The organism is Haloarchaeobius amylolyticus (assembly GCF_042678045.1).
Lineage (GTDB): Archaea > Halobacteriota > Halobacteria > Halobacteriales > Natrialbaceae > Natrinema > Natrinema amylolyticus_A.
Genome location: NZ_JBHUDI010000005.1, coordinates 172765 through 197015, shown reverse-complemented (window position 1 = coordinate 197015; position 24251 = coordinate 172765). Strand labels below are relative to the sequence as shown.

At 64.5% G+C, this 24251-nt stretch carries 30 protein-coding genes and 1 tRNA gene; 11 read left to right on the top strand and 20 right to left on the bottom strand.

Features of this window, described 5'->3' with window-relative positions; all coding sequences use genetic code 11:
* The first annotated feature begins 1 nt into the window (after position 1).
* The 3 genes from ACFR99_RS09840 to ACFR99_RS09830 all read left to right on the top strand — a co-directional run bounded on the left by ACFR99_RS09840 (position 2) and on the right by ACFR99_RS09830 (position 2468).
* Positions 2 to 136 carry a transporter gene (locus ACFR99_RS09840; RefSeq protein ID WP_390286795.1) on the top strand — a complete coding sequence of 45 codons (135 nt, stop codon included), beginning with the start codon at positions 2 to 4 and terminating at the stop codon, positions 134 to 136.
* A gap of 96 nt (positions 137 to 232) precedes the next feature.
* Complete coding sequence (locus tag ACFR99_RS09835; RefSeq protein WP_390286793.1) at positions 233 to 1552, top strand: NAD(P)/FAD-dependent oxidoreductase; 1320 nt, start codon at positions 233 to 235, stop codon at positions 1550 to 1552.
* A 58-nt stretch (positions 1553 to 1610) separates the two neighbouring features.
* Positions 1611 to 2468, top strand: a complete 858-nt coding sequence (locus ACFR99_RS09830; protein ID WP_390286791.1) for a metallophosphoesterase family protein — start codon at positions 1611 to 1613, stop codon at positions 2466 to 2468.
* Positions 2469 to 2555: 87 nt separating this feature from the next.
* Here the strand turns inward: ACFR99_RS09830 and ACFR99_RS09825 are convergent, their stop codons facing one another.
* Positions 2556 to 3275: a metallophosphoesterase gene (locus tag ACFR99_RS09825; RefSeq protein WP_390286789.1), complete on the bottom strand. Its 720-nt coding sequence runs from the start codon at positions 3273 to 3275 to the stop codon at positions 2556 to 2558.
* Positions 3268 to 4254: an archaeosortase A gene (gene artA / locus ACFR99_RS09820; protein ID WP_390286787.1), complete on the bottom strand. Its 987-nt coding sequence runs from the start codon at positions 4252 to 4254 to the stop codon at positions 3268 to 3270. The genes ACFR99_RS09825 and artA overlap by 8 nt, the downstream gene beginning before the upstream one ends.
* A gap of 129 nt (positions 4255 to 4383) precedes the next feature.
* On the opposite strand from artA, the gene ACFR99_RS09815 reads away from it, so the two are divergent.
* Both ACFR99_RS09815 and ACFR99_RS09810 read left to right on the top strand, forming a co-directional pair.
* Entirely contained in the window at positions 4384 to 5163 is a 780-nt protein-coding gene (locus tag ACFR99_RS09815; RefSeq protein ID WP_390286785.1) for a DUF7839 domain-containing protein, read from the top strand.
* A 95-nt stretch (positions 5164 to 5258) separates the two neighbouring features.
* Positions 5259 to 5609 carry a DUF7344 domain-containing protein gene (locus ACFR99_RS09810; protein WP_390286783.1) on the top strand — a complete coding sequence of 117 codons (351 nt, stop codon included), beginning with the start codon at positions 5259 to 5261 and terminating at the stop codon, positions 5607 to 5609.
* Positions 5610 to 5645: 36 nt separating this feature from the next.
* Here ACFR99_RS09810 and ACFR99_RS09805 read toward each other — a convergent pair whose 3' ends face one another.
* From ACFR99_RS09805 to ACFR99_RS09785, 5 genes are read right to left on the bottom strand one after another with little or no spacing between them, the layout of a single operon-like run.
* Positions 5646 to 6413: a proteasome assembly chaperone family protein gene (locus ACFR99_RS09805; protein WP_390286781.1), complete on the bottom strand. Its 768-nt coding sequence runs from the start codon at positions 6411 to 6413 to the stop codon at positions 5646 to 5648.
* A 6-nt stretch (positions 6414 to 6419) separates the two neighbouring features.
* Positions 6420 to 6599 (bottom strand): RNA-protein complex protein Nop10, encoded by a 180-nt coding sequence (locus tag ACFR99_RS09800; RefSeq protein ID WP_390286779.1) that lies wholly within the window; start codon positions 6597 to 6599, stop codon positions 6420 to 6422.
* Positions 6599 to 7399, bottom strand: coding sequence for a translation initiation factor IF-2 subunit alpha (locus ACFR99_RS09795; RefSeq protein ID WP_390286777.1), 801 nt, complete (start codon positions 7397 to 7399; stop codon positions 6599 to 6601). Before ACFR99_RS09795 ends, ACFR99_RS09800 begins: the two co-directional genes overlap by 1 nt.
* Positions 7396 to 7569, bottom strand: coding sequence for a 30S ribosomal protein S27e (locus ACFR99_RS09790; protein WP_390286775.1), 174 nt, complete (start codon positions 7567 to 7569; stop codon positions 7396 to 7398). The genes ACFR99_RS09795 and ACFR99_RS09790 overlap by 4 nt, the downstream gene beginning before the upstream one ends.
* Positions 7570 to 7574: 5 nt before the next feature.
* Entirely contained in the window at positions 7575 to 7856 is a 282-nt protein-coding gene (locus tag ACFR99_RS09785) for a 50S ribosomal protein L44e (protein ID WP_008009492.1), read from the bottom strand.
* Positions 7857 to 7991: 135 nt separating this feature from the next.
* On the opposite strand from ACFR99_RS09785, the gene ACFR99_RS09780 reads away from it, so the two are divergent.
* The 3 genes from ACFR99_RS09780 to ACFR99_RS09770 all read left to right on the top strand — a co-directional run bounded on the left by ACFR99_RS09780 (position 7992) and on the right by ACFR99_RS09770 (position 9009).
* Positions 7992 to 8258, top strand: coding sequence for an HAH_0734 family protein (locus tag ACFR99_RS09780; protein ID WP_390286773.1), 267 nt, complete (start codon positions 7992 to 7994; stop codon positions 8256 to 8258).
* Positions 8259 to 8421: 163 nt separating this feature from the next.
* The gene (locus ACFR99_RS09775; RefSeq protein ID WP_390286771.1) at positions 8422 to 8868 is read left to right on the top strand and encodes a GtrA family protein; all 447 of its coding nucleotides are present in this window, start codon (positions 8422 to 8424) and stop codon (positions 8866 to 8868) included.
* Between the two features lie 66 nt (positions 8869 to 8934).
* Positions 8935 to 9009: transfer RNA gene (locus tag ACFR99_RS09770), tRNA-Met, on the top strand.
* Positions 9010 to 9382: 373 nt separating this feature from the next.
* Here ACFR99_RS09770 and ACFR99_RS09765 read toward each other — a convergent pair.
* The 11 genes from ACFR99_RS09765 to ACFR99_RS09715 all read right to left on the bottom strand — a co-directional run bounded on the left by ACFR99_RS09765 (position 9383) and on the right by ACFR99_RS09715 (position 20508).
* Entirely contained in the window at positions 9383 to 9871 is a 489-nt protein-coding gene (locus ACFR99_RS09765; protein ID WP_390286769.1) for a hypothetical protein, read from the bottom strand.
* A complete protein-coding gene (locus ACFR99_RS09760) occupies positions 9868 to 11202 on the bottom strand; it encodes an ABC transporter ATP-binding protein (protein ID WP_390286767.1) in 1335 nt (444 codons plus the stop codon). The genes ACFR99_RS09765 and ACFR99_RS09760 overlap by 4 nt, the downstream gene beginning before the upstream one ends.
* On the bottom strand, positions 11199 to 12278 hold the full coding sequence (locus ACFR99_RS09755; protein WP_390287366.1) for an ABC transporter ATP-binding protein: 1080 nt from the start codon (positions 12276 to 12278) through the stop codon (positions 11199 to 11201). The genes ACFR99_RS09760 and ACFR99_RS09755 overlap by 4 nt, the downstream gene beginning before the upstream one ends.
* The gene (locus ACFR99_RS09750; protein WP_390286765.1) at positions 12278 to 13402 is read right to left on the bottom strand and encodes an ABC transporter permease; all 1125 of its coding nucleotides are present in this window, start codon (positions 13400 to 13402) and stop codon (positions 12278 to 12280) included. The genes ACFR99_RS09755 and ACFR99_RS09750 overlap by 1 nt, the downstream gene beginning before the upstream one ends.
* 3 nt (positions 13403 to 13405) lie before the next feature.
* A complete protein-coding gene (locus tag ACFR99_RS09745; protein ID WP_390286763.1) occupies positions 13406 to 14353 on the bottom strand; it encodes an ABC transporter permease in 948 nt (315 codons plus the stop codon).
* Between the two features lie 5 nt (positions 14354 to 14358).
* Positions 14359 to 16005 (bottom strand): ABC transporter substrate-binding protein, encoded by a 1647-nt coding sequence (locus tag ACFR99_RS09740; protein WP_390286761.1) that lies wholly within the window; start codon positions 16003 to 16005, stop codon positions 14359 to 14361.
* 224 nt (positions 16006 to 16229) lie between these two features.
* Positions 16230 to 16799, bottom strand: coding sequence for a hypoxanthine/guanine phosphoribosyltransferase (gene hpt / locus ACFR99_RS09735; protein ID WP_390286759.1), 570 nt, complete (start codon positions 16797 to 16799; stop codon positions 16230 to 16232).
* Positions 16800 to 16923: 124 nt separating this feature from the next.
* A complete protein-coding gene (locus ACFR99_RS09730; protein ID WP_390286757.1) occupies positions 16924 to 17547 on the bottom strand; it encodes a DUF7344 domain-containing protein in 624 nt (207 codons plus the stop codon).
* Between the two features lie 193 nt (positions 17548 to 17740).
* Positions 17741 to 18913, bottom strand: coding sequence for a bifunctional phosphopantothenoylcysteine decarboxylase/phosphopantothenate--cysteine ligase CoaBC (gene coaBC / locus ACFR99_RS09725; RefSeq protein ID WP_390286755.1), 1173 nt, complete (start codon positions 18911 to 18913; stop codon positions 17741 to 17743).
* A 66-nt stretch (positions 18914 to 18979) separates the two neighbouring features.
* Positions 18980 to 19714, bottom strand: a complete 735-nt coding sequence (locus tag ACFR99_RS09720) for a competence/damage-inducible protein A (protein ID WP_390286753.1) — start codon at positions 19712 to 19714, stop codon at positions 18980 to 18982.
* Positions 19715 to 19770: 56 nt separating this feature from the next.
* Positions 19771 to 20508, bottom strand: a complete 738-nt coding sequence (locus tag ACFR99_RS09715; protein ID WP_390286751.1) for an NAD(P)/FAD-dependent oxidoreductase — start codon at positions 20506 to 20508, stop codon at positions 19771 to 19773.
* A 197-nt stretch (positions 20509 to 20705) separates the two neighbouring features.
* Here ACFR99_RS09715 and ACFR99_RS09710 point away from each other — a divergent pair, with 197 nt between their 5' ends.
* Positions 20706 to 20942, top strand: coding sequence for a DUF2061 domain-containing protein (locus ACFR99_RS09710; RefSeq protein WP_390286749.1), 237 nt, complete (start codon positions 20706 to 20708; stop codon positions 20940 to 20942).
* 494 nt (positions 20943 to 21436) lie between these two features.
* Complete coding sequence (locus ACFR99_RS09705) at positions 21437 to 21631, top strand: hypothetical protein (protein WP_390286747.1); 195 nt, start codon at positions 21437 to 21439, stop codon at positions 21629 to 21631.
* Positions 21632 to 21721: 90 nt separating this feature from the next.
* Here ACFR99_RS09705 and ACFR99_RS09700 read toward each other — a convergent pair whose 3' ends face one another.
* Positions 21722 to 22651, bottom strand: coding sequence for a Vms1/Ankzf1 family peptidyl-tRNA hydrolase (locus ACFR99_RS09700; RefSeq protein WP_390286745.1), 930 nt, complete (start codon positions 22649 to 22651; stop codon positions 21722 to 21724).
* A gap of 29 nt (positions 22652 to 22680) precedes the next feature.
* The gene (locus ACFR99_RS09695) at positions 22681 to 23073 is read right to left on the bottom strand and encodes a DUF5802 family protein (RefSeq protein ID WP_390286743.1); all 393 of its coding nucleotides are present in this window, start codon (positions 23071 to 23073) and stop codon (positions 22681 to 22683) included.
* Between the two features lie 322 nt (positions 23074 to 23395).
* On the opposite strand from ACFR99_RS09695, the gene ACFR99_RS09690 reads away from it, so the two are divergent.
* The gene (locus tag ACFR99_RS09690) at positions 23396 to 24232 is read left to right on the top strand and encodes a hypothetical protein (RefSeq protein ID WP_390286741.1); all 837 of its coding nucleotides are present in this window, start codon (positions 23396 to 23398) and stop codon (positions 24230 to 24232) included.
* Positions 24233 to 24251 lie beyond the last annotated feature (19 nt).

Below are 24251 nucleotides of genomic sequence, written 5' to 3'. Positions count from 1 at the left end.
CATGGTCAGAGCTTCGACGATCGTGCTCGTCGTCGGTGTTGGATTACTGCTCGTCCCGATTCCGCCCGTGGTGACGATCCTCGGGGCTATCGTGATTCTCCTCGGGGCCACGCTCAGAATCCTGACCGATCACTGATTTACTCACAGCCGTTGCTGGGATTGCGGGCGACCGGTTCGCACACGTTGCATCGTTAGGTCCACGGTTTTATTGACTGTCGTTCAATCAGTACGTATGGCTGCATCCCCGCATGTTCTCGTCGCCGGCGGCGGCCTCGCCGGACTCGTCGCTGCCCGGCACCTCGCCGGCGGTGGTATCGATGTCACGTTGCTCGAGCGCCACGACACGGTCGGCGGCCGCGTCCGCACCGTCGAGCGCGACGGCTACCGGTTCGATCGCGGTTTTCAGGTGCTGTTTACGGCCTATCCCGCAGTGCAACGGGAACTCGATCTCGAGGCGCTCGACCTCCGCCGGTTTGCCCCCGGTGCTACTATCGCGGGCCCCGATGGCCGCACGACGCTCGCGGACCCGCTTCGGGAGCCCGGCACGATCCCGGCGACGCTGTCCAATCCAGTCGTTTCCGTCGGTGACGCACTCCGAGTCGCCCGACTCTGGTGGGACCTCCGCCGAACCGACCCGAACGCACTGCTCGAGGCGGGACCCGACGAGACGATTCGAGCGTACCTCGACGAACGCGGGTTCTCCGATCCATTCGTCGAGGAGTTCGTCGCACCCTTCTACGGCGGGATCACGCTCGATCGCTCGCTATCGACCTCGAGACGCATCTTCGAGTACACGTTCCGAACCCTCGCGGCGGGCGAGATCGCCGTCCCGGCTGCGGGAATGGGTGCGATCCCGGCCCAGCTCGCCGATCGCGTCCGCGAGGTCGGCGCCACTATCGAGACGGACGTCACCGTCGAATCAGTCGTCGCAAGCGACGGGGACTCGAGCAGCCCCGTCACGGTCGAGACCGACGGTGGGGCTCTCGAGACCGATGCGGTCGTCGTCGCAACCGATCCACCGACTGCTCGCGAGTTGACCGGTGTCGATGCGATCCCCACGGAGGCACGCGGCTGTGTCACCCAGTATTACGCGCTGCCGCCCAGTGCCGACCTCGAGACCGACCGGCGACTGCTGTTGAACGCGACCGAGCGGGGACCCAATCACGTCGTCCCACACAGCGCGGTCGCGCCGATGTACGCCCCCGACGGGACGACGCTCATCAGCGCGACCTATCTCGGTGGCGAGGGCCACGGGCCCCGCAAGGGAAGCGACGGCGAACTCGCCGACCTGACGCGACGGACGCTCGAGTCGTGGTATCCCTCCCAGGAGTTCGACGGGCTCGAGGCCCTCCATACCGAGCGCGTTCCCGTCGCCCAGTTCGCACAGCCGCCGGGCTTTCGCGAGCGGCTGCCCGACGTTCGCGATCCGGACGGGCCGGTCTATCTGGCGGGCGATTACATGCGCTGGTCGTCCATTCAGGGCGCGATGGAAAGCGGCCGGCAGGCGGCAAAGGCGGTTATCGACGATCTCTCGCGATCCCGCGGCCGGTGACGGCTGTCTCACTAACCGTTAAGTCAATGGTCGCCGTTGCTTCGGCCTGATTTCTCGCATGAAGCTGCTCGTACTCGGCGATCTCCACCTCGGCGAGGATGGGTATACAGCCCGTCCACATCCGTCGTGGGAGCGGTTCGACGCCGTCCTCATCGTCGGCGACGTCGCACACTCCCGCGTGAGCGTTACCGACGGGGAACTGCGTCGGGAAGAACTGGTCGGCCTCGAGGAAGCGAAAACGTTCGTCGAGCAGTTAGACGACCTCGAGGTCCCGGTTCTGGCGGTTCCCGGCAACCACGATCACCACTGCCACGATGCTATCGTCAGCGAGGCAACGCGGGCACGGGATTTGCATCGGTCGACGGCTGATCTCGGACCGGCCCACGCGTTCGGCGTCGGGAGCGAACTGCTCGACGACGGTCCGGAAGTCCGATACGATCCCGACGACATGACCGGGATCAACGAGCCTGACGCGTGGCTCGCGCGGACGCTCGAGCGCGCCGCAGGTGGCGAGTCGGATGCCATCGCTACGTTGCGCGATCGACTCGAGAACTTCGACCAGCAGTTCAGTACCTACACGGAGCGATATGACGTACTAACGGACCTTGCGACAGCGAATCATCACGACGCCGAAACGATCGCGCTCACCCACGTGCCGCCGTTCGACACCACACTGGACCGTATCGACGACGCGGTCCCTCGGATCGGCGGCCGCCACTGGGGTTCGATCGCGCTCACGAACCTCCTGACGGAGTACGACGTTTCGTTCGTCGCGTGCGGACACATCCACGAGGGCGAGGGCGTCGACACAGTCGCTGGCACGCCCTGTCTCAACGCAGGCTACCGCAGCGCCTACGCGGTGACGCTCGCAGACGGCGATGTCTCGATCACCGACGCCGAGCCGCCGGTCGAGTGACGGGTCAGACGGTCTGCTGTCACGAGCCCTCGGCGCGATCACAGGATAGTCCGCGGTCGCGTCGACACTGACTGACAGGAGTGCGTCTTACAGCAGTTTCCGGAGCTCTCCCAACGGCGGAAACCACAGCGTCTCGCCGCTCGAGTCGTCCCGGACCGCGGGATGGAACTCGTCGGCGTTCCGAACGAGCGGCGTCTGAAAGTCGTGGCCAGCCATCCGATTGACGGTCGAACCGGCGGCCAGCCGGGTAAACGCCGGCAGGACGAGTACGTCCGCGCCGTCGTAGACATCGGGACCGTAGAGGAGACACGGCCGTTTTCGGCCCTCGATCGCCAGCGCCGGATGGTCGTGGCCGACGATATATCGGTCGGCCGCCGTTTCGGGGCGCTCGTGGCCGTGACAGACCACCGTCTCGCCGTCAGCCAGTTCGTACTCGTGCGCCGTCTCACCGTCGAAGGCCCTCTCGAGCAACGTGTCGTGGTTCCCCGGCGTGACGACCAGCTCGGCTCCGGCCGCGTCGACGGTCGCGATCAGTCGCTCGAGATCGTGCTCGACGCCACGTGGGAGTTGTGAAAACGAGTGCAACAGGTCGCCCGCGACGACGACCGTGCTCGGGTCGGTCGCCGCGAGGACGCTCTCGAGTCGCCCGCGGACGTCGGCACCGTCGTCGATCGGGGCGTCGACGCTCGAGGCGGCCGCTTTGCCGAGGTGGACGTCAGCGAGGACGAGCGTCTCGGCTGCGGTGACGAAGACGGCGCGGTCATGGACGGCAAACGGGACGTCGATTTCGACGCCGCTGTCAGTCATCGCCCGTCTTGGAGCGGGCTGCACTCGCCGCCGCCGTGCTGTCGCCCGGCCCCTCCGTGCCGAGGGCGTCCGCGAGGTCGTACTCCGTGCCGGTCAGGATGTAGAGGACTTCCTCGAGGGGATCGAAGACTTCCGGGAGCAGCCGGACGACGAGGTACGTAATGCCGAGCAGGGCGACGATCGACAGCGCCTGGGCGATGAAGTTGTGGGCGACGAGATAGGAGGTCCGATCGGCGGGTGCGCCCATGAGCTCCGTGACCACGTAGACGAAGACGTCCTGCTGGAACCAACCCCACGGCGAGGCCAGCCCGATGAAGACGTTCCGGACGAGATTCAGAAACCAGATGACGCCGATCGAGAGCAGGAAGGGTGTGACCTTCCGCTTGAGCGGCGCGTCGACCGCCGCGATGAGCCCGCCGAAGATCGCCATACTACCGATGCCGGTACAGGACATGACGATGTAGGTCGTCCGGCCGGTCACCGTCTCGTTGGGATCGAAGGCGAACTTGCTCATGTAACCGTTGCTCCCTTCGACGATGCCGGGGCTGTAGCCGAACAGCTCCATCCCGAAATGCGTCTGGGCGGCCGTCGTCTCGATCAGCCAGGTACGAACGAGAGGAACCGTCTCCGCGGGCAAATATATCAGGCCCATGAATGCGACGGCGTTCGACAGCACGAGCAAGGATTCTCGACCCTGGACGAGCAGGTATCCGGCATAGACAGACAGCGGCAGCGCCGCAAGCGTCAGCAACGTCTGGATCGGGCTCTTGACCTCGAGGTAGTAGTGAGGGACCATCGTCAGCCAGAAAACGCCGAAGACGACCCAGGCGCCTGCGGCGAGATAGCGTGCGGGATCGACGAGCTCGCGCCATTCGAGGACCATCGCCACGACGAACGCGGCGATCGCGGTCCAGGCGAGGAGGTCCCCAAGCGGAAGCGAACCGATACTCGTCGCAGTCGCCGTGGGTAGGGCCGGCATGCTCACGTCAATCCGACGGTCTCTCCAGCTATCAACTTGACGCCTCGGCACGGCCGGTCGATCCAGCGGGTCGAACGCGGCAAGCCGGCCGACCGCGTCCCTTTTTGCTGCGCACCGAAATATAGCGGTATGGTCGACGTCCTCGATAACAAGCGGGCCGCGACGCGGTTCCGGATTCTCGTCCAGATCGCCGAGCGCCAGCCCGCGGTCAGTCAGGGTGAGATCGCCGAGGAAGTCGGCGTGACGAGCCAGGCCGTCAGCGAATACATCCGCGAACTCGTCGAGGAAGGGCTCGTCGAGAAGGAGGGGCGCTCGCGCTACCGCGTCACCCGCGAAGGAGTCGACTGGCTCTTTCGCGCAGCCGACGACGTCCGCCGGTTCGCCGACCACGTCACCGGTGACGTTCTCGGCGCGATGAGCGAGGACGCCTATATCGCTACCCACGACATCGAGGAAGGAGAGACGGTCTCGCTGACGGTCGAGGACGGCCTCCTCCACGCCACACCGGGGGACAAGGGCCCCGCGACCGGAATCGCAACCAGCGATGCCGAGGCCGGCACCGATGTCGGCGTTACCAGCTTCGAGGGCGTCATGGAACTCGAGCCCGGCTCCGTCACCGTCTTGCAGGTCCCGTCTATCCGTACCGGCGGGAGCCGCGCGATCGACGACGAGACCGTCACCGAGGCCTGTGATGACGCCGATCTCGTCGTCGCCACTGGCGTCGAGGCCGTCGTCGCCTGCCGGCAGGCCGGCACCGAACCCGCAGTCACGTTCGCCGTCGGCGACGTCGCGGCCGACGCCGCGAGCCACGGCCTCGCAGTCACTGCCGTCGCGACGACCGACGCCGTCGGCCGCGTTACTGACGCGCTCCGGGACGCCGACGTGTCCTACGAGGTCCTCGAGGGTTGACTGATCGATTTCGATCCAGTCGTCGAGCCCCACCCTACCAACGCCTTCAGACATCGTTCCTTTTGCAGTGGCGCCGCTCCCTCCGCTAGGGTCATATGGAACCGGTAGAGACGTATCGAGTGCTGGCCAGTGCCGATCGCCAGTACCTGCTGTACGAACTCCGCGAGCGAAGTGGCGAGAGTACCATCACTGCCCTCGCACGACGGGTCGCCGTCCGGCGACATCGGACGACACGCGAGAACCTCTCCGGGGCGGAGATCGATCGGGCTCGCATCCGACTGGTCCACATCCATCTGCCGAAATTACGCGACCGAGATCTCATCGACGTCGACTGGAGCGACGGGACAGTCACGTTCACCGATGACCCGGCCGTCGAAACGCTGTTCGAAGCCACCGCGGAGCTCGACGACTGGCCACCGGAGCCACACCTGTCGACTCCCTCCTAATGAACGACGATCGCGACAGCAACCGAACGCGACGAGTTAGCCGATGTACCGCAGGTCGTCGTCGGTCGGCACGTCCATGCTCTGTTGTTGTTCCATCTCCTGAATCTTCCCGATGACGTCCTCCATCTCATCAGCACGCTCGTCCAGGGACTCGTAGTCGAGGTCGAAGCCGAGTACTTCCTCGAGCACCTCGAGTACCGACCGGGCACTCTTGGGATCGACGAGGTAGCCGCTCGTCTCGCCCATCAGACAGGCCGCCTCGAAGCCACGGCGCTCACCGAGCCCCAGCAAGAGTCCGGAGACGCCGACGATGCCGCCAGCAGGTTCGTCCTCGCGGAACTCGACGCCCGCGTCCTCGAGTCCCTCGAGCAGCGACTCGTCGCTGACGGCCCCGACGACGGCGTACTCGTCGATGAGTTCGCCGGTCGGCACGCCGCCGAGTGCGTACACCTCGGTCGCGCCGAACTCCTCGGCGATGTCGAGGAAGGCGTCGGTCAACGTGTAGTGACCGGCATTGCTCTGGGCCTGGTGGTCACCGGTCAACAGCAGGAGATCACGTCCTTCGGGAACGTCGACGGCGTAGAGTTCCGCACAGGTTAGTTCAGAGACACCGTCCTCGACGCTTACCTGCGGTGGGAACTCACGGGAGTAGACCCGTCGAACGAGCGTACTCTCGCCCTCGAGTTCCTCGAGCAGGTGTTCGACGGCGAGGGTGCCGACGTGTCCGACGCCCGGCAACCCCTCGACGAGGACGGGGTCGTCCAGTTCGACCTCGGCGACTGCGTCGATCTCGAGTTCGTCCATACCGTATCAGCGATAGCGACGTTTAAGAGCGCGTCGGTACTCGCCGTGGGGATCGTCAGGATCGAACGGTGCTGGCGCGCTGTTTTCGGCGTCGGCACCGCACTCGGGGCAGCTCTCAGAAAGGGTATACACCGGGCGGTCGTGGACCGCACGCCACGCCGAACACACCCGGATATCCGATTTCATTACTCGTCGTCGGTCCGTCGCTCGCGGTGGTACTCGCCGCTGCCGCCGTGGCCTTCGATCGCGGCGATCGCGCGGTCGGCGCTGTCCTCGAGTTGGGACTCGGCGGTCTTGTAATTTGGTGCCTGCACCTCGATGCGGTACTCGGGCGCGCCGACGTAGCTCACTTCGAGGTCGACTTCATCGGGCACCTCACCATTACCTTCGGCCGCCTCGAGGGCCTCACGGATGCCGTCGACGCCGCTTGGCGACGGGTTCTGTAAATCGACGTAGCCGGTGACGTTGACGTAGGGCACCGAGACGTTCTCGCGGGCCGTCTCGACGATCGCGTCGATCTCGTCGTCGGCGAGATCGGTGTTCTCGAGGGCTTCCTCGCCGTGGATCGCGGCCTGCTTGAAGCCGTCGTAGAGACTCCCGTGGGCGCCGATCAGTTCGTTGGCGATCGCGGTGTAGTCCTCGTCGCCGATCTCGTCGCCGAAGGCCAGTTCCATCCAGTTGTCGGCCTTCTGCTCGTTTTTCCACTCCTGGATCTTATCCGAGCGCTGGTGGTCGTTGACGTCTTTCAACGAGAGATCGATCTGCTGAGACCCCTCGTCGACGTCTAAGACCTTGCAGACGACGATCTGGCCCTCGCGGACGTGGTCGCGGACGTTCTTGATCCATCCGCTAGCGACCTCGGAGATGTGGATGAGGCCGCGCTTGTCCTCGTACTCCTCGAGATCGACGAAGACGCCGAAGTCCTCGATCTCGTCGATCTTGCCGACGACGAGCTCGCCGGGGTCGGGCCAGCCGCTGTATTTCATCGTGACTCGACTGTTTCTACGATCTCGTGTTCGATCTCGGCTTTGCCACCGGTCGGTCGCGCGAGCGTCGTGCCACAGACGGCACAGGCGACCTCGGAGGAGGCTTTGCCGAAGACTGTCTGTTCGTTCTCGCAGTCACCGCATCGAACGCTGTAGAAATTTCCTGCCATCGTAATCACTCCTGGAACTCGAGTCGGCCGGCGCGCCATCCCTCGCGGAGGTGGGCCTTGCCACATTCGCTGCACCGGTACTTGAGGTCGGTTTTCTTGGTCGGCTTCTCGCCACCGGGCACCTTCGAGAAGCGACCGGAGTTACCGATCGACGCGCTGTTGCGCCGGGTACGGCGAGCGTCCCATTTCATGCCCGAGGAGCGGCCGGTGCGGGACTTTTCGACTTCGTGTTCGTGGTGTTCGTTGCAGTGCGGACAGTACGTATTGAATCGGCGTGGCATCTGCATGGTTATCTCACTTGCTGTGGCCTATGGCAGCGCTGTTTAAAAACCGTTTGATAGCGGCCGGCCCCCTCGCGTATGAGGGAGATGGAGACAGCAGCCTCCGAAGCGTTTAATCCGTTCTCCTGTGAAGCAAAGCGCATGAAACAACTCATCATCCACGGCGATCCCGGCATTCGAAACGGGGCCATCATCCGATACGGGGAGTCGGAAGTGGTCTGTTTCGGGATCAACAGAAACGGCGAGTACCACGGTCCCGACCGCGTCCAGCTCTGGTGTACCGTCGGCGAGGAAGCCGAGTACGAAGATTACGAGAAGCGAAACTACACGCCGCATTTCCTCGAGGTCGACCGCGTCGACGCCGAGGACGTCGAAGTCGTCCGCGAAAAAGCGGATCTCGCGATTTGATCGCGATCTGATCGGGACTGATCGCGACCGCCGCCCGGCAGTGTCCGAGCTATTTCTGACAGGTCGAACGATCTGTATTTGAGTTGTTATTTCTGTCCGACGACCGGAAGATGGAAATTCAAGCCGTCGACAGTGATCGGTACGCTCGAGGCCGAACACGACGATGAGTAACTCCCTGTCAGAGGCTGTCCGGATGCGAATTCGCGCGCTGTGGTCGACGACACGGTTCGGGCAGTTCGTCGGCGTCGGTGCCGTCGGGGCGGCCGTCGACAACGTGGTTCTCGTATTGCTCGTCGAGGCGACGGTTCTCGGCCCGGTCGTTGCGAAGGTACTCTCCTGGGAACTCGGCATCGCAGTGATCTTCGCGATCAACGAACGGTGGACGTTCGCGGACTACGGGAAGAGTGGACTCCGGCCACTAGGAAAGCGGTTCCTGCGCTCGAACGTGGTTCGACTCGGCGGGTTTCTCGTGACGCTGGTCGTGCTGGCAATCCTGGTTCGCCGGTTCGACATCTGGTACGTGGCGGCAAACGTGGTCGGAATCGGTGTCGGCTTCTTCGTCAATTACACATGTGAGAGTCTCTACACGTGGCAAGTTCATCAAGAGTAGCGGTAGAAACCCGCATACGGCAGCCGAATCACAACCCTTAACTAGTCCACTCGGGTATGAACAGGTAGCGGGATGGGATAGCCAGGAGATTCCGGCGGGCTCATAACCCGCAGATCGGTAGTTCAAATCTACCTCCCGCTATACTTCTGACGCGAGCAAGTCCGCGAGCGTCGAGTATAGCACGGTGGTAGTTTGAACCGGACAGCGCTCGAGCGAACGAGAGTGCTGGTGTGGTTCAAATCTACCTTCCGCTCCGTTTTAGCGCGAACTAACTCGTAAGCGCCAACCATAGCACGACAGCGGTTCGAATCGGACGGTACCTTCACACAGTGAGGGTGACGGGTGTTGTTCAAACTGACCGTCCGCTACGTCTCGGCTCGAGGATTCGATTTCCGTCGAGTAACAGCTACGTCGCGTCGGAAAGCTGTGTATTATCTGGACTACTGTCAGTCAGTGCTGGCGCACCCGCACGGCGGGGTGTGGGTGCGCCGGGAAACAGTGACAGCAGACCGTATCAGTCGACGATTTCGATAACTGTGTGGTCGACGAGTCCACAAGCAACAGCATCCGAGCGGGTGATCCCCGCCGCAAGCGTGTACGTGTCAGGGTCGACCGGCCGCCACTCGTCCTCGCTGAGCTGGAGTCGCTGGTGCCACTGCCGCGTGAAGCGTTTGACCTCGCGTCGAGCGAACGAAAACGCGGCGGGCCGGTCCGGCACTGGCCGCGGTACCTGCGACGCCTCACGAAAACCGTCGACGGTCCAGTACCAGTAGTTTGGCGAGTCAGTCCGAACCCGGATCGGGATCGGCAGCCGGTTGCGGAACGTGATCGTGACGTCGACCCGCTCGCCGGGTTCGTATCGGTGCTTGTCGGTCGCCACGCTGACCTCGATCGCCCACTGGCGAATCGTTGGCGGTATGACCGCATGACTGAACGCTTGCCAGTCGATCGTCCGCGTGCGCGTACGCTCGGCTGCGTTCTCGCGTGGGCGATGATCAGTCATTTGTCAGTCGATCCCACGCTTTCTGTGGCGGCGTCGGTGTCAGTATCGTCTACGAACCGGTCATCGAATCGGTGGCAGGCGATCGGATGGGTGGCCGGTCCCGGTTCCAGGGCCGGTTCGGTCGTCTCACAGGGCGTCTCGAACGCCGACGCGAGCAGTTTCCGTGCGCTCGAGAGATCGCCAGCCGCGACAGTCTCGAGCGCGTCTTCGAGGTCGGCGTCCGCGTCCGGATCGGAGAGCCGTCGCGGGATGTCGTGGGCGTCCCGGATCGCTGCCGGATCGACGGCGACCGCGCGATCGTCAGCATGCGGGAGCAGTGCCTCGAGCCCCGCGTCGGCATCGATTTCGCTGAGCCGGGTTCGCAACGACAACACGGCACGGAACTCGTCGACAGCGAGGTCGTACTCGGCTGGCGGAATCACGTTCGGACAGCGCGGGTGAAACCGACAGCCGGCGGGGATGTCGATCGGCGAGGGGACGGTCCCCTCGAGGACGATTCGGTCGCCGTCCCAGCAGGGGTCGGGTTCGGGGATCGCAGACAGCAGCGCCTCGGTGTAGGGATGGGACGGCTCGGCGAACACCTCGGCGGTCGTCCCCGTTTCGACGAGCCGTCCCAGATACATGACGGCCACACGGTCGGCGAGGTGCTCGACGACCGAGAGGTCGTGGGTGATCAGCAGGTAGGCGAGGCCGAATCGATCCTGCAGGTCGGACAACAGATTGAGGATTTCGGCCTGGACCGAGACGTCAAGCGCCGATACCGGCTCGTCACAGACGATCAGGTCGGGTTCGACAGCGAGCGCGCGGGCGATGCCGACCCGCTGGCGCTGCCCACCGGAGAGTTCGTGTGGGTACCGGGTCGCGTGGTGTGCGTGCAGGTCGACCGTCTCGAGTAATTCACGAACGCGTTCGGTACGGCGATCCGCTGGAACGATGTCGTGAACCGAGAGGGCTTCACCGATGCTCTCGGCGACGGTCAACTGCGGATTCAGGCTCGCGAGCGGGTCCTGGAAGACGTACTGGATCTCGCTTCGCAGCTCCCGGAGTTCGGCTCGGTCGCACACGGTCAGCTCGGTCCCGCGGTAGGTGACCGAGCCGGCTGTCGGCTCGCGTAATCCGACGAGCGTGCGGCCGAGCGTCGTCTTCCCACAGCCGCTCTCGCCGACCAGGCCGACCGTTTCGCCGGCGCGGATCTCGAGGTCGACGCCGTCGACCGCCCGCACCGTCTCGCCGCGTCCGAGTAGCCGGTCGAGGACCCCGTCGGCGGTGGTGTAGTGTGTCGCGAGGCCCTCGGCACGCAACAGCGGCTCGTGGCCGTTCCCCTCTGTCATTGCGGATCACCCTGGTGTGTTCGTTCCTGACCGTCTTCGCCCGCCTCGTCCCGTACCTGTATCTCGTAGTCCAGGCCGGTCTCGAGGTCGCCGGTATATTCGAGACAGGCGGCGACGTGGGCATCCGGGTCGCCGTTAGCCGGGGAACCCGACGCCGGCTCGACCAGCGGTGGACGCCGTCTGCTACAGCAGCCCTCCGCGTAGGGACAGCGCGGGTGGAACCGACAGCCCGTCGGCGGAGCTACGAGGTCGGGAGCCGTTCCCGGAATCGTCGGCAGGCGCTCGCGGTCGTCGCCGAGCCGGGGCGTCGCGACCAACAGCCCGACCGTGTAGGGGTGTTTGGGGTCGTAATAGAGGTCCTCGACTGGCGCACGCTCGACGATCTCGCCGGCGTACTGGACGAGCACCCGATCACAGAGGTCGGCGACGACGCCGAGGTCGTGGGTGACGAGCTGGATCGCCGTCTCTGACTCGGCTGCGAGCTCCGCGAGAACCTCGAGAATCCCGGCCTGGACCGTCACGTCGAGTCCGGTCGTCGGTTCGTCGCAGATGAGCAGGGCGGGATCGCAGGCCAGCGCCATCGCGATGACGGCCCGCTGTTGCATCCCGCCGGAGAGTTCGTGGGGATAGTCCGTGTACCGTGTGGCCGGCTTCGAGATGCCGACGCGATCGAGGAGCGCGATCGTCCGGTCGCGCGCTTCGCCGTCGGAGACGTCCTCGTGGGCGCGGATCGTCTCGGCGATCTGTTCGCCGATGGTGTAGACGGGATTGAGCGCCGCGCCGGCGTCCTGAAAGACCATCCCGATCTCGTTGCCCCGGATCGCCCGGAGGTCGTCGCTCGAGAGTTCGAGAATGTCCCGGCCGCGAAATCGGATCTTACCACCGACGATCTCGCCGGTTCCGTCGAGCAGGCGGAGCAACGCACGGCTCGCAGCGCTTTTGCCGGCCCCGCTCTCGCCGACGAGGCCGACGGTTTCGCCGGCTCGGATCTCGTAGCTGATCCCGTCGACTGCCCGGACCACGCCGTCCTCGGTGTAGTACTGGACGACTAGGTCTTCGACCTCGAGCAGCGCCATCAGCGCAGCCACCTCCGATCGTCGCCGACGTCGCGGTCGGGCTCGAGCGCGTCGTTGATGCCGTCGCCGACGAGGTTGATCGCCAGCACGAACAGGAAGATCGCGAGGCCGGGGAAGACGGTGATGTGCCAGTCGCCCCGGAGCAGCGAGCTGCGGCCCTGTGCGAGCATCGCACCCCATTCGGCACTGCCGGGCTCGAGGCCGAGGCCGAGAAAGCCAAGCGCCGCTGCGGTGAGGACGACCGTTCCGACGTTGAGCGTCGCCTGGACGACGACGGGTGCGACGGCGTTCGGGACGACGTGCCGACGGATGATCGTCCGATCGGGGACGCCGAGTGCCCGCGCGGCCGTGACGTACTCGCGTTCGCGGACCGAGAGGACTTCGCCGCGCAACAGCCGGGCGTAGCCGATCCAGCCGGTGACGGCGAGTGCCACCACCACCGTCCAGTAGCCGCTTCCGAGGATCGGCACCGGCTCGAGAATCGGGACGATCGCGATCGCGAGCACCAGAAACGGGAAGGCATAGAGCACGTCGACCAACCGCATGATCGCCTCGTCGATCCAGCCGCCGAAATAGCCGGCGATCGCCCCGAGCGGAACGCCGACACAGAGCGCCAGTGCGACGGCGACGAGTCCGATACTCAGCGTGTACCGGCCGCCGACGAGCACCCGGGAAAACTGGTCGCGGCCCGCCCAGTCGGTTCCGAAGGGATGTGCCCACGAGGGCGGGACGTTCGGCGGCCCGACGAACGTCGCGGTCGGATCGTAGGGTGCCAGCGAGAACGGCTGAAGCGTGATCGTCACTTCGGCCGTCGAAACCTCGATCGGCCGGGCGAAGACCGCAAGGAGTGCCATGACGACGATCACCGCCAGTCCGGCCATCGCCGACCGGTTCCGACGGAACCGTCGCCACGCGTTCTCGAGGCGGCGTCCCGACCGGGCGAGATTCGGCGCCGATGTCGTCTCGGCCCCTGCGGTCGTCGTCGGGGAGACACCGGGCGCCGTCATCGTCGTACCGTCGGCGTCGTCGCCGTTCGCGTCGCCGTCCTGTCGGTCTCCAACGGCGTTGTCGAAGCCGACGATACGAATCCGGCCGCGATCGGTGGTGGGCTGTCGGTCGCTCATTTGTCAGTATCGAATGCGTGGATCGAGGATCGCGTAGACGATGTCGACGAGCAGATTTGCAAGGACGATCGCGACCCCGATGACGAGGACGATCGCCTGAATGACGGCGTAGTCTCGCTGGAGGATCGATCGGACCAGCAGCCGCCCCATGCCCGGCCAGGAAAAGATCCCCTCGACGACGACGGCACCGTCGACGAGGAACGCGAGCTGGAGGCCGGCGACGGTGACGACCGGCAGCACGGAGTTTCGCAGGACGTGTTTCAGGATCACCGTCCGTTCCGGGAGCCCCTTCGCGCGCGCGGTCGTGACGTAGGCCGCGTCGAGTTCCCGTCGCATCGACGACCGGAGCAGGCGCATGACGAGCGCTGCCGAAGCCGTCCCCAGTGTGAGTGTCGGCAACACGATGAACTTCACCGTTGCGAGGCTCACGAGTGGCGCATCCGGTGGGATAACCCGAAACCAGCCGAGTCGAACGCTAAAGACGAACAGCAGGATCAGGCCGAGCCAGAAATTCGGCGTCGCGATCCCGGCGAGTGCTGCGAGCCGTCCAAGGTCGTCGGCCGGCTCACCCGCTTTGATGGCGGCAACGATCCCCGCTGGAATCCCGATCGCGAGCGCGAGCAGCCACGCCGCCCCGCCGAGTGCGAGCGTCGCCGGGAGCCGGCTGCCGATCGTCGCGACCACGTCGCGACCGGTGACCGGCGACGTGCCGAACTCGAGGGTAGCCATGTCCCGCAGCCACAGCAGGTACTGTTTCCACACCGGCTGGTCGAGGTGATACTCGGCCCGGATCGCCGCCTCGGTCGCGGGGCTGACGTCTCGAAAGCCGACGATCGCGTCGACCGCGTCACCCGGCAACAGGTGGACGAACGAGAACGTCAGTGCAGTGACGCCGAACAGGACCGGCACCGTGACCGCCAGTCGTCGACACACGTATCGTCCAAGCGACATCGGAGTCAGCTCGAGCGAACGTATTCGTTTGCGATCTCCTCTTGAAACGATTCGCCCGCGTACTCTTCCAGCAGCGGCGAGATCGGCGTATACGCAATCTGGCCACGGCCATGGTAGACGGTCTCGAGGATTTGCTCGCGTGGGAGCAACATGTTACAGCCGCGACGAACCGACGGTTCGGTAAACGGCGGCAGGTAGCAGGGATAGAGGACCATATCGAAGCCACCGCTGACGTGGCGGCCGACGCCGTAGCTGCTGGTCGCCTCGAAACTGGCAAGATTTGCCGACGGCACGCCGTAACTGAAGTCGATGTCGCCGGCCTCGAGTGCACCCTGTCGGGACGACTTTTCGGTGATGATCTCGAGCGTGACGGTTTCGATCGGTGGCGTTGCGGGGACCGTGTCGCACCCGTCGAACCAGTGGTCGTCGAACCGGCGCAGTCGCCAGTGATCGCCGGGTTCGTGCTCGGTGAACCGATACGGACCGGTCCCGATCGGCTCCGTCTGGAGGTCGTGGTCGCCGTCGATCGAGGCCATCGGGACGATCGACACGTTAAACAGCGCCGTCTCGAAAGGGCCGTATTCCCGCCAGCAACTGATATCGATCGTGTGATCGTCGACGACCGTACTGCTTTCGTACCAGTCGTAGACGTCGCTCTCCCGGGTCGTGCCCTCGTAGCGTTCGAACGAGCCCTTGACGTGGTCGGCGGTGAACTCCTCGCCGTTGTGGAACTGGACACCCTCGCGGAGGGCGAACCGATAGGTCGTCTCGTCGAGTTGCATCCAGTCGGTCGCGAGCATCGGCCGGACCTCGCCGTCGAAGTCGACGCCGACGAGTTGCTCGTAGAGTAGCGCCGTCGCCTGACTCGAGACGGTACCGTTTATTTCGACAGGGTCGTAGTTCGTGACGTCGCTGCTGAGATCGCCGACGAACTCGGTTCCCTCCTCGAGATCGGTGTAGACGCCGGCCCAGGGTGCGTACACTCCGTAGTACGATCCCGGACTGAGCGGATACGTCCGCCAATCGGTGACGACGTCGTCGTTCCAGACGTGGGCCACCTCACGAAAGCGAACGAACGATATCGGGGAGTCGGCGACCAATTTTTCCTGGAGCGCCCGATAGAGCTCGACGCGTTCGTCGTGATCAGTTTCGGTGAGCCCGGTGTCGATGTACTCGTCGACGGTTTCGTTTTCGTAGTGGCCGACGTTGAGCCCGTTTGGCGACGTATTGTCCGAGTGAAACAGCATGGTGACGTAGTTGCTGGGGTCCCACCCGCCGGTCCAGCTCGCGACGAAGATGGCGTTTTCGTCCGTGTCGGCCGCAGCAAGCATCGTATCGAGGTGCGTTCCGAAGTCCCGCGATTCGATCGAAACGTCGAAAAATCCGGTGTCGTTGAGTTCGTCCTGCAGGAGTTGTGCCAGCCGGTTTCGTTCTTCGTCCTGGGTGATGGCGATCGTCGTCTCGAACGGCGGGTCGATGTCCGCCGCTGTAAATCCCTCCTCGATCAGTTCCTCGGCCGGACCGTCGACCGTGACGCTGTCGAAGCTGAGACAGCCCGCCAATCCTGCAGCCCCGACAGCCCCCGCACGCGTCAGGAGCGAACGCCGTCGCAACCGACCGCGTTCACCCGGGCCGACACTATTCCCTGCCATACTCGTGCGATTCAGATCCTGCTCTCATATTCCTTGTGTTGGGTCGACAGCGGTCGGCTGAAGATGGGCCAGGCACCTGGTCACACAGATAGCAGTCACACCTCTCGACTATGTGTGATACCACTGGGTGTCAGTCAACTCCGGCCCGACAGCGAACCGCCGTATCGATCGCCGGCATCCAGTGAGAACCGGCAGTACGAGGCAGCGGCGGGTTCGACGGTCGCTTAGTGGTCGCCGTGCTCGTCGACGATGACGACCTCGCCGTCGACGACGTCGACGTTGATCAGCGTCTTGACGTCGTAGCCGGCGTCGTCGACCTTGTTCTCGCCGCCGACCTTCTTGATGACGGCGACCGTGTCGATGACCTCCGCACCGATGTCGTCCAGTGCCGCCAGGACCGCCGCGAGCGTCCCGCCCGTCGAGAGCACGTCGTCGAGGACGAGCACGCGCTCGCCCTCGCGGACGTCGTTGATGTACATCTCGTTTTCCGAGTAGCCGGTCTGCTGGGAGATCGATACCTCGTCTTCGAGGCCGTACTCACGCTTCCGGATGACCGTCAGCGGGATGTCGGTCATCAGCGAGACGGCCGTCGAGATGTGAATGCCCATCGCCGCGGGCGTGACGATCCGGTCGACGTTCTCGAGCTCGGCCTTTCGGATGATCCCGATGACGATCTCACGCAACAGGCCCGGCTCGAGCTTTGGGAGCCCGTCGCTGATCGGATGCACGAAGTAATGATAGCCGTTCTTCTCGATGATCGGGGCCTCGAGGAGGGACTGCTTGAGCTGATCCATGTCGTCGGTCGGACGGTCGGAGAGTAAAAGTTGACGATCCGGCCGCGTGAGCCCTCGAGCGGCGGGCTATGTTGGCTGGCCACACGATCGAGACGCCGTGGCGATCGACTCGGACACCGCAGTCTCACTTGCTATAGCTGAGTTCCGGCGGCTGGTCGCCGTGGCCCAGCCGCATGGTCCGCTCGTAGTAGATGTGTGCGATCGCGGTAACCGTGAACGTGCCTGCAACGACTGCCATCCAGGTCAGGTTCGATAACTGCGTCAGCGGATAGATCTCCAGCCAGAGCGCGGCGACCAGTGCACAGCTGACCGCCCCCAACGAGAGGTACAGTTCCCGCCATGCGAACTCCCGGCCAGGGACGATCTCGAGGTAGACACTGATGTCTCGGGTCCGGTCGGTCGATTCAATGAGACCGCGATCGGAATCGAATCGAAGAATGCCGGCCGAATTCATCTTCGGGAGGTGGGTCTGCTGAAGCGTCGTATAGACCCGCTTTCGCTGTTCGGGCGTGACGCCCTCGAGTGTCGTATCGTACTCCCAGGCGGCGACTTGCTGGGCGAGGTCACCGAGTTCGACCGGCCGGTCGTCCTGTTTGAGATACTGCACGACGTAGCGCCGTCGCTGGTTCCGAAGGACTTCGAAAATCTCGCCTTTCGTCAGCGGCTCGTCGGCTGCGTCGTGGTCGTCATCGTCCGGCGTCGAGGCGTCGTCGGTGCGGAGTTGTTGTTGTTGTGCCACGTCCGTCACCTCGCGTTGCCGGACGACCCCGGTATATCGCTCCCCTTCTGATCAGATCGAATACTCATTAGTTCGAACGAATGAATCCCACCCATATAATTGTCTTGACGGGCTTGTCGGACAGGGTGGTGTCACGAGTTCGCGGGCCGGCTACACGGCGAGGCGAATTTGTGATACGCTAGACAAAAATCCGCTTTTGATCTCAGTTGGCCGTCGACCCGACGCCGAGCACCGCCGCGATCGAGTCGGCGATCTCGCCGCCCAGTTCGATCTTCGTCCCCTCGTAGCGAGCGGCATCGTCCGCGTGAACCAGCAGGGCACGCGTCGTCTCCGCGCCCATCACACTCGCATCGTTGGCGACGACGAACGCGAGATCGGCCCGTTCGAGCGTCTTTCTGGCCTGCTCGATCATCGCCCCCTCGTCACCGGAGGTTTCGGTCTTGAAGCCGATGATCGGCAGCTCGGGATACTCGGCGCGGATCTCGTCGATGAGCTTCGGCGTCGGCTCGAGCTCGAGCGTGAGATTCTGCCCGGAACGGAGCTTCTCGTCGCTCGCCTCGACGGTGTAATCGCTGATCGCAGCCACGGAGACGAGCGCGTCGGCGTCATTGCAGGCCTCGCGCGTGGCCGCGAGCATCTCGGCGGCGCTTTCGACCTCCCGCACCGTGGCGTAGGGCACGTCGGGACCGTCGTGGACGAGCGTCACGTCCGCACCGCGGACGTAGCAGGCCTTCGCGACGGCCCGCCCCATCTTCCCCGACGACCGGTTCGTGACGATCCGGACGGGATCGATCGTCTCGCTGGTCGCCCCGCTGGTCACGACGACGTGCTCGCCTGCAAGCGGTCGGTCGCCGGCCGCGCGGGCCACGTCACAGACGATCGCCTCTTCGCTTGCGATCTTGGCCTTGCCTTCCTCGATGCGCGGGTCGACGAAGTCGACGCCCCACTCCGCGACGGTGTCGATCGCCTCGAGCACGCCGGGGTGGTCGTACATCGGTTCGTGCATCGCGGGTGCGATGACGACCGGCGTGTCGGCACCGAGTGCGGTCGTGGCACAGGTCGTCACGGGCGTGTCGTCGACGGCCCCGGCGATCTTGCCGACAGTGTTGGCCGTCGCCGGCGCGATGAGCAAGACGTCGGCCCAGCCGTCGTACCCACAGAGCTCGACGTGTTCGACGCTCCCCGTGATCTCGGTGACCACGTCGTTGTCGGTGGCGAACTCGACGGCCCAGGGGTGGATGATCCCCTGTGCACTGCCAGTCATCACCCCGCGAACTGCGGCACCCTGGCGTCGCAACTCGTGGGCGAGTTCGACCGTCTTGACGGCCGCGATCGACCCCGTCACCCCGAGCGCGACGTTGACTCCCTCGAGCATTCGGCTGCTAGTCTTGCTCGGGGTGTGTTAAGCGTAGCGAGGCGTCGCCGCGTTGGGTGGCGATGGCTACCCGTCTTCGACGAGGTCGATCCGCTCGGCCAGCCACTCGAGGGCCGCGTCGACGGTTGCGGGATCGGTGCCGGTTACCTTCAGCCGATTTCGTCGCTCCGTAGCCGGATAGCTGCCGATCGTCACGTCGAAGTGCTCGCGAACGCCATCGATGGCCTCGGCCATCGTCCCCTCCGGCTGGGGCGTGTACGCGACCCGCGAGATCGTCTCGCCATCGAACTCCGCGGCGACCTGCTCGAACAACGCCTGCATCTCCGCGGGCACGCCCGGGAACGCGTAGACGCTCTCGAGTACACAACCCGGACAGAGCCCTTCGGGATTGCGGAGGGGGCGGCTCCCAGCGGGCAGCGCCGCCCAGGCGTCGACGTCGAACTCGAGGTCCGCAGCCGTGACCGTCTCGGGGTCGCGATCCCGGTAGTTTGCGACGGTCTCGACGACGTCCTGACGGATGGTCTCGTCGACGACCAGCTCGCGGTCGAACGCGTCCGCGAGCGCGTCGGCGGTGACGTCGTCGTGGGTGCCGCCGAGGCCGCCGGTCACGATCACGGCATCGACGTCGGCCGTCCACTCGCCGATCGTCGCCGCGATCCGGTCGCGGTCGTCCGGGATCGTCAGGATTCGGTCGACGGTCGCGCCGCTGTCGGTCAGCCGGGTCGCGAGCCACTGCGCGTTCGTGTTCGCGATGTCTCCGGCAAGTACTTCGCTGCCGACGGTGAGGATGGCGACCTCCATCGGTCAAATCGACGCGAGCAGCAAGCAAAAGGGTACGGTCGCGTCGCTTCGCTGACTCAGTCCTGCTCGACGCTCGGGTGCATCGTCGGCTCCTCGTCGAGTGGGTCCTCGAAGGCCTCGAGCATGCGCGTTCGGGCCAGTTCGTCGCGTTTGCGCCGTTCCGCGTCGTCGATCTCTTCACAGCCCGGCGGCACCTCGCGGCCGCGGCCGGTGAAGTAGCCCTCGGGGACGACCCAGTCGTGATAGAAGTTCGCATCCGAGTCGTGGATCACGGCGAGCCCGACCTTCGCGCCGTGACCGGCTGCGACGATCGCCTGGTGAGGCTCGTCCGCGAGTCGGCCCGCGGCGTAGACGCCGTCGACAGCCGTCCGGCCGGCCTCGTCAGTGTCGACGAAGTATTTGCTCCCGCGCTGGATGCGCCCCACGTCCAGCGGCACGAGGTACTCGCTGTCCGACCACGAGGCTGCGATGATCCGACGGGCCTCGATCGGCTCGCCGCCCTCCGTCTCGAGGACGAACCCCTGTTCGAGATCCCCTTTAGCGACCGGTTCGACGCGCGTCACACGTCCGAGTTCGAACTCGGCACCTGCGTTCCGGGCCTGCTCGCGGCTCAGTTGGAGATACCGGCGGGCATCGACGCCGTCGGGAAAGCCGGGGTAGTTCTCGAGGCTAGCGTTTCTCGCGAGGATCGATTCGCCCCCGTCAATGACGAGGGTGTCCAGTCCCGCGCGGGCGGTGAAGATCGATGCGGCGAGGCCAGCGGTGCCGCCGCCGACGATACAGACATCTCGCATGGCCATCGGTTGATCGCGACGCGTATAGAAGGGTTTCTATCGTGTGCTCACGTCACAGGGGGCGTCTCGAGTGTGAGTTCGTAAGAGTCTTGATTGTCAGTGTCTCTCGAGGGATAGAAACCGAATACCATTACATTAGACCGAATGTGTGATCGCTACCAGTTATATTTAAGCTGCAGGATATGGTGGCAGATAGCATGGCTCAGTCGACGGACGTCTCGTCCCGTCCGCTTCAGGCGCGAAAGCGGGCGGTAATCAAGACGCTGGGCTACCGGCTCTTGATGATCGCAATCACGATCGTCGTCGCCTGGGTCGTCATCGGTGACGTGCGGGCCGCGATCGATATTGGGCTCGTGGCCAACGTGGTCAAGACCGGCACCTATTATGCCTACGAACGCCTCTGGGATCGCATTTCGTGGGGCGTGTTCGCGTGATTGGCCTCGAGCGCAGCGACAACGACGATGGCGATGTCGGATGGGGGGCAGCCGCTCATACCACCGGCTGTTCGGTAGTCTTACGTGTTTTGCAGGGCACGCGTTCGGAGCTAGTCGTCGAAGCGATGGAGGTATAGTACCAACTGAGCCGATTTCCACACCGATCGCATCGCCCGCGGTGCTCGCTCATTTCGTCACTCCGAACCGCGCTCTCGTCGGTCGATCGGGTGTGCAGTGACGGTCAGTGGTTACGATAGCTGCTCGTCGATGTCGTGACGAACACGTGAGAGAGCGCTACGAAGCAACGTACTACCGATCGATAGTAACGTACTACCAGGGATGCTGTCGGACGCCACCGTGATAGTTGCCGGTGTCAACTACGTGTTTCACCGTGAACGCGCGTGGTCTCGATAGGCGTTGGTCACCATTACCACCTTCTGCTGTGGACTCAACAGTCGACGTACTTATTATGATGAACCATGTTACCGTGCCACATGAATGGCGTCCTGAACGAAACGACGAACAAGATCCACAGACACGAGTCCGGTCGTTCCGATTTCCAGACGACCTGTGGGGCGACCGCCCACGTTGCTCACGACCACCTTCGCCTGATCTCCATCGAGCGAGCGGTCACCGAGGCGGACGTGACCAAATGCGGCCGCTGTTTTGCCGACGGCAGCGGCTACTGATACTGTCGGACAGAACTATTCCCCCGTGTTATCCGGCACACGTGTAACTCGTCGTGCAGGTTCGCCGGGGCACAGTGACAACCGACAGTATCACAACACCCGTAGTTCCGTCGTCCAGAACGAGCGGACGGCGTCGGCAAGCGCCGGCTCCGGGTCGCCGGTCGCGTCGACGGCGGCTGTCGCGGTCGGCTCGAGTCCCGATTCGTCGACCAGGGTATCGAGGATCCCGCGCTGGCCCACGAGAACGAGCGGTATCTCGGCGCGTTCGCCGCCGGCTTCGTACGCCGACAGCGCTTCGCGGCAGCGCTCGAGATGAGCGTCGATCTGATCGTCACGAATCCGCTCGAACCGGGCCTGTGAAAAGCCGCCTTTCGAGTGGTTCCCTTTGACATCGCTTTCGAAGCCGCGGTAGTCGATCCGGTCGTCGCCCTCGTAGACCCCAAGGGCGAACAGGTCGGTCCGGACCAGCGCGACCGCGTGACGGCCGGTCGGCAGGAACCAGTCGCGCTCGATGGTAAACCGGTCGCGCCAGGTCGCGTCGATGTCAGGGATGATCGGCGGCTCGAGCGTCACCGCGAGTAGACCGGCATCGTCGACACAGCAGAGACACGGCGCGGCCTCGTCGATGAGTGCGACCCGATCGCCGAGGACGTCCGTGAGGTCGTCGCGGACGGTGTCGGGTATCCTGTCGTCGACGCCGAGGGTCAGCGCCCCCTCGGGTCCCGTCCGAAACGATGCCAGCCGGTCGAGGACCGCCTCGAGCCGGGCGCCGCGGAGCTGCTCGCGGCGTCGGACGTCGAGTCCCGTTTCGTCGTCTTCGAGGCGCTCGAGTTCGCCCTCGAGTTGGGCGATGCGGTCCTCGAGCCGGTTGTTGCGCTCTTCGACCTCCTGCCGGGCGGTGGCAGCGTCGGCCCGGCGTTCGGCCTCGGCCTCGTAGCGCTTTCGCAACCGCTCGGTTTCCGCCTCGAGCTCGTCGATGCGCTGCTTGAGCGACGCGCGGCCGAGCAACTCGTCGAGCATGCGGCCGAAATCGGGAAGCGAGACTACTTTTAGGTTCCGGCAGGGAACGGTTCGTCGTCGAACGGGACCGCGCCGTCGGCCTGACAGCCGCCAGCGAACGAGAGCAACTGGCGAGCGCGTTCGCGCCGTGCCAGAAACACCTCACGGAGCGACGGTGGGTTCCGAACATCGGTTTCCTCGAGCATCGATTCGGGGAGTGCAAGCGTGTTCGTCGGGACGTCGTCGGCTCCGTGAACCGGGAAATGACGCGTCTCGAGTTTCATCACCAGCGGGGTATCGAGTCGCTCGAGGCCGTCGCCGGTCGCGTAGAGTTCCTCGTTGAGTTGCTCGTGTTGCTCGCTGTGCATGAGTGCGTGCTCACTGTCGGTCGGCGTCACGTAGAGACGGCCGAGATAGTAGCTTCGCGAGAACACTTCGAACATGCTAACTAGTGACAAGGGATGGAGCGGGATAACTGTTTTCGGACACGTTTACAATGACGTGCTATCAGCGGGGTTTCCGACCGGTAGATCCGGCTTCTCACAGGATAGCACGTCTTGATCGTGCGAACTGGAACGCAACGGTGTGAACAGTCAGCCACTTACCGACGGCTCGAGGCCACGCGGCCGTCAACCGAACGAGGTCGATTACCGAACGTCAGTCCGTTGTGAACGCTCAAAACGGATCTCAGCGGTCGAACAATGCGAGTAAACGGTTCGAACGAAGGTCTGTCTTTTTAGGATATTCGGATCAATAACACGATCGATGAGAACCACGCGGTCTGTCGTCCTTCTGGTGACCCTCGCTATTATCGGCCTCACGGTCGCGCCGGTTACGAGCGGTGTCGTCGCGAGCACGTTCGCTGCGACCGATTCTGAAGGGTCCCAATCGGCCTCGACGAACGCATCCGTCGGCACGACGATGCAAGCGAGCGCAGCCGACGCGAGTAACGCGATCGAGTCCGAGCTCTTCGAGACGGCCTACGAGCGGGCCGACAACGAGACCAGGGCAACACTCGTCAGCGATCGCACGGCCGAACTCGAAGCGAAGGTCGCCGCTCTCGAGAACGAACGCGCGCAACTCGAAGCGAACCGTGATCAGCTCTCGAGAGGGGCCTATCGGTCACAGCTCTCCAGACTGACGGTGCAACTTGCCGGCCTCGAGCGATCGATCGACCGGACCGAGCGCCGTGCCGAGGAGGTCAACGTTGCCGAAGACAGGCTCGCAAGCCTCCATCAGGACGTGACTGCGATCCGGCAGAACACCTCGACACAGGCCGGGCCCGGCGTCGCGGCAGTCGCCCGCGGCGTGGCCGGCAAGGGTCCAGACGCCACGGGGCCGCCGACCGATAGCGGCCTCGACACCACACAGTCGCCCGGAGACGGACCGGACGACCGCCCGTCGAAGGCGGATTCGACTGACCAGCGATCAGACCGTTCCGGCGATACGCAATCGGCAGAGACGCCAGCCGACCGGTCAAGTGAGAACACGGACGATGGCGCGTCCACCGAGAACTCGAACGATGACGCGTCTACCGAGAACTCGAACGATGACGCGTCTACCGGATCTGGGCCCCCACAGGGAGCTAATGCCGACAAGTGAGCAGCGGTACCGTGTGCCA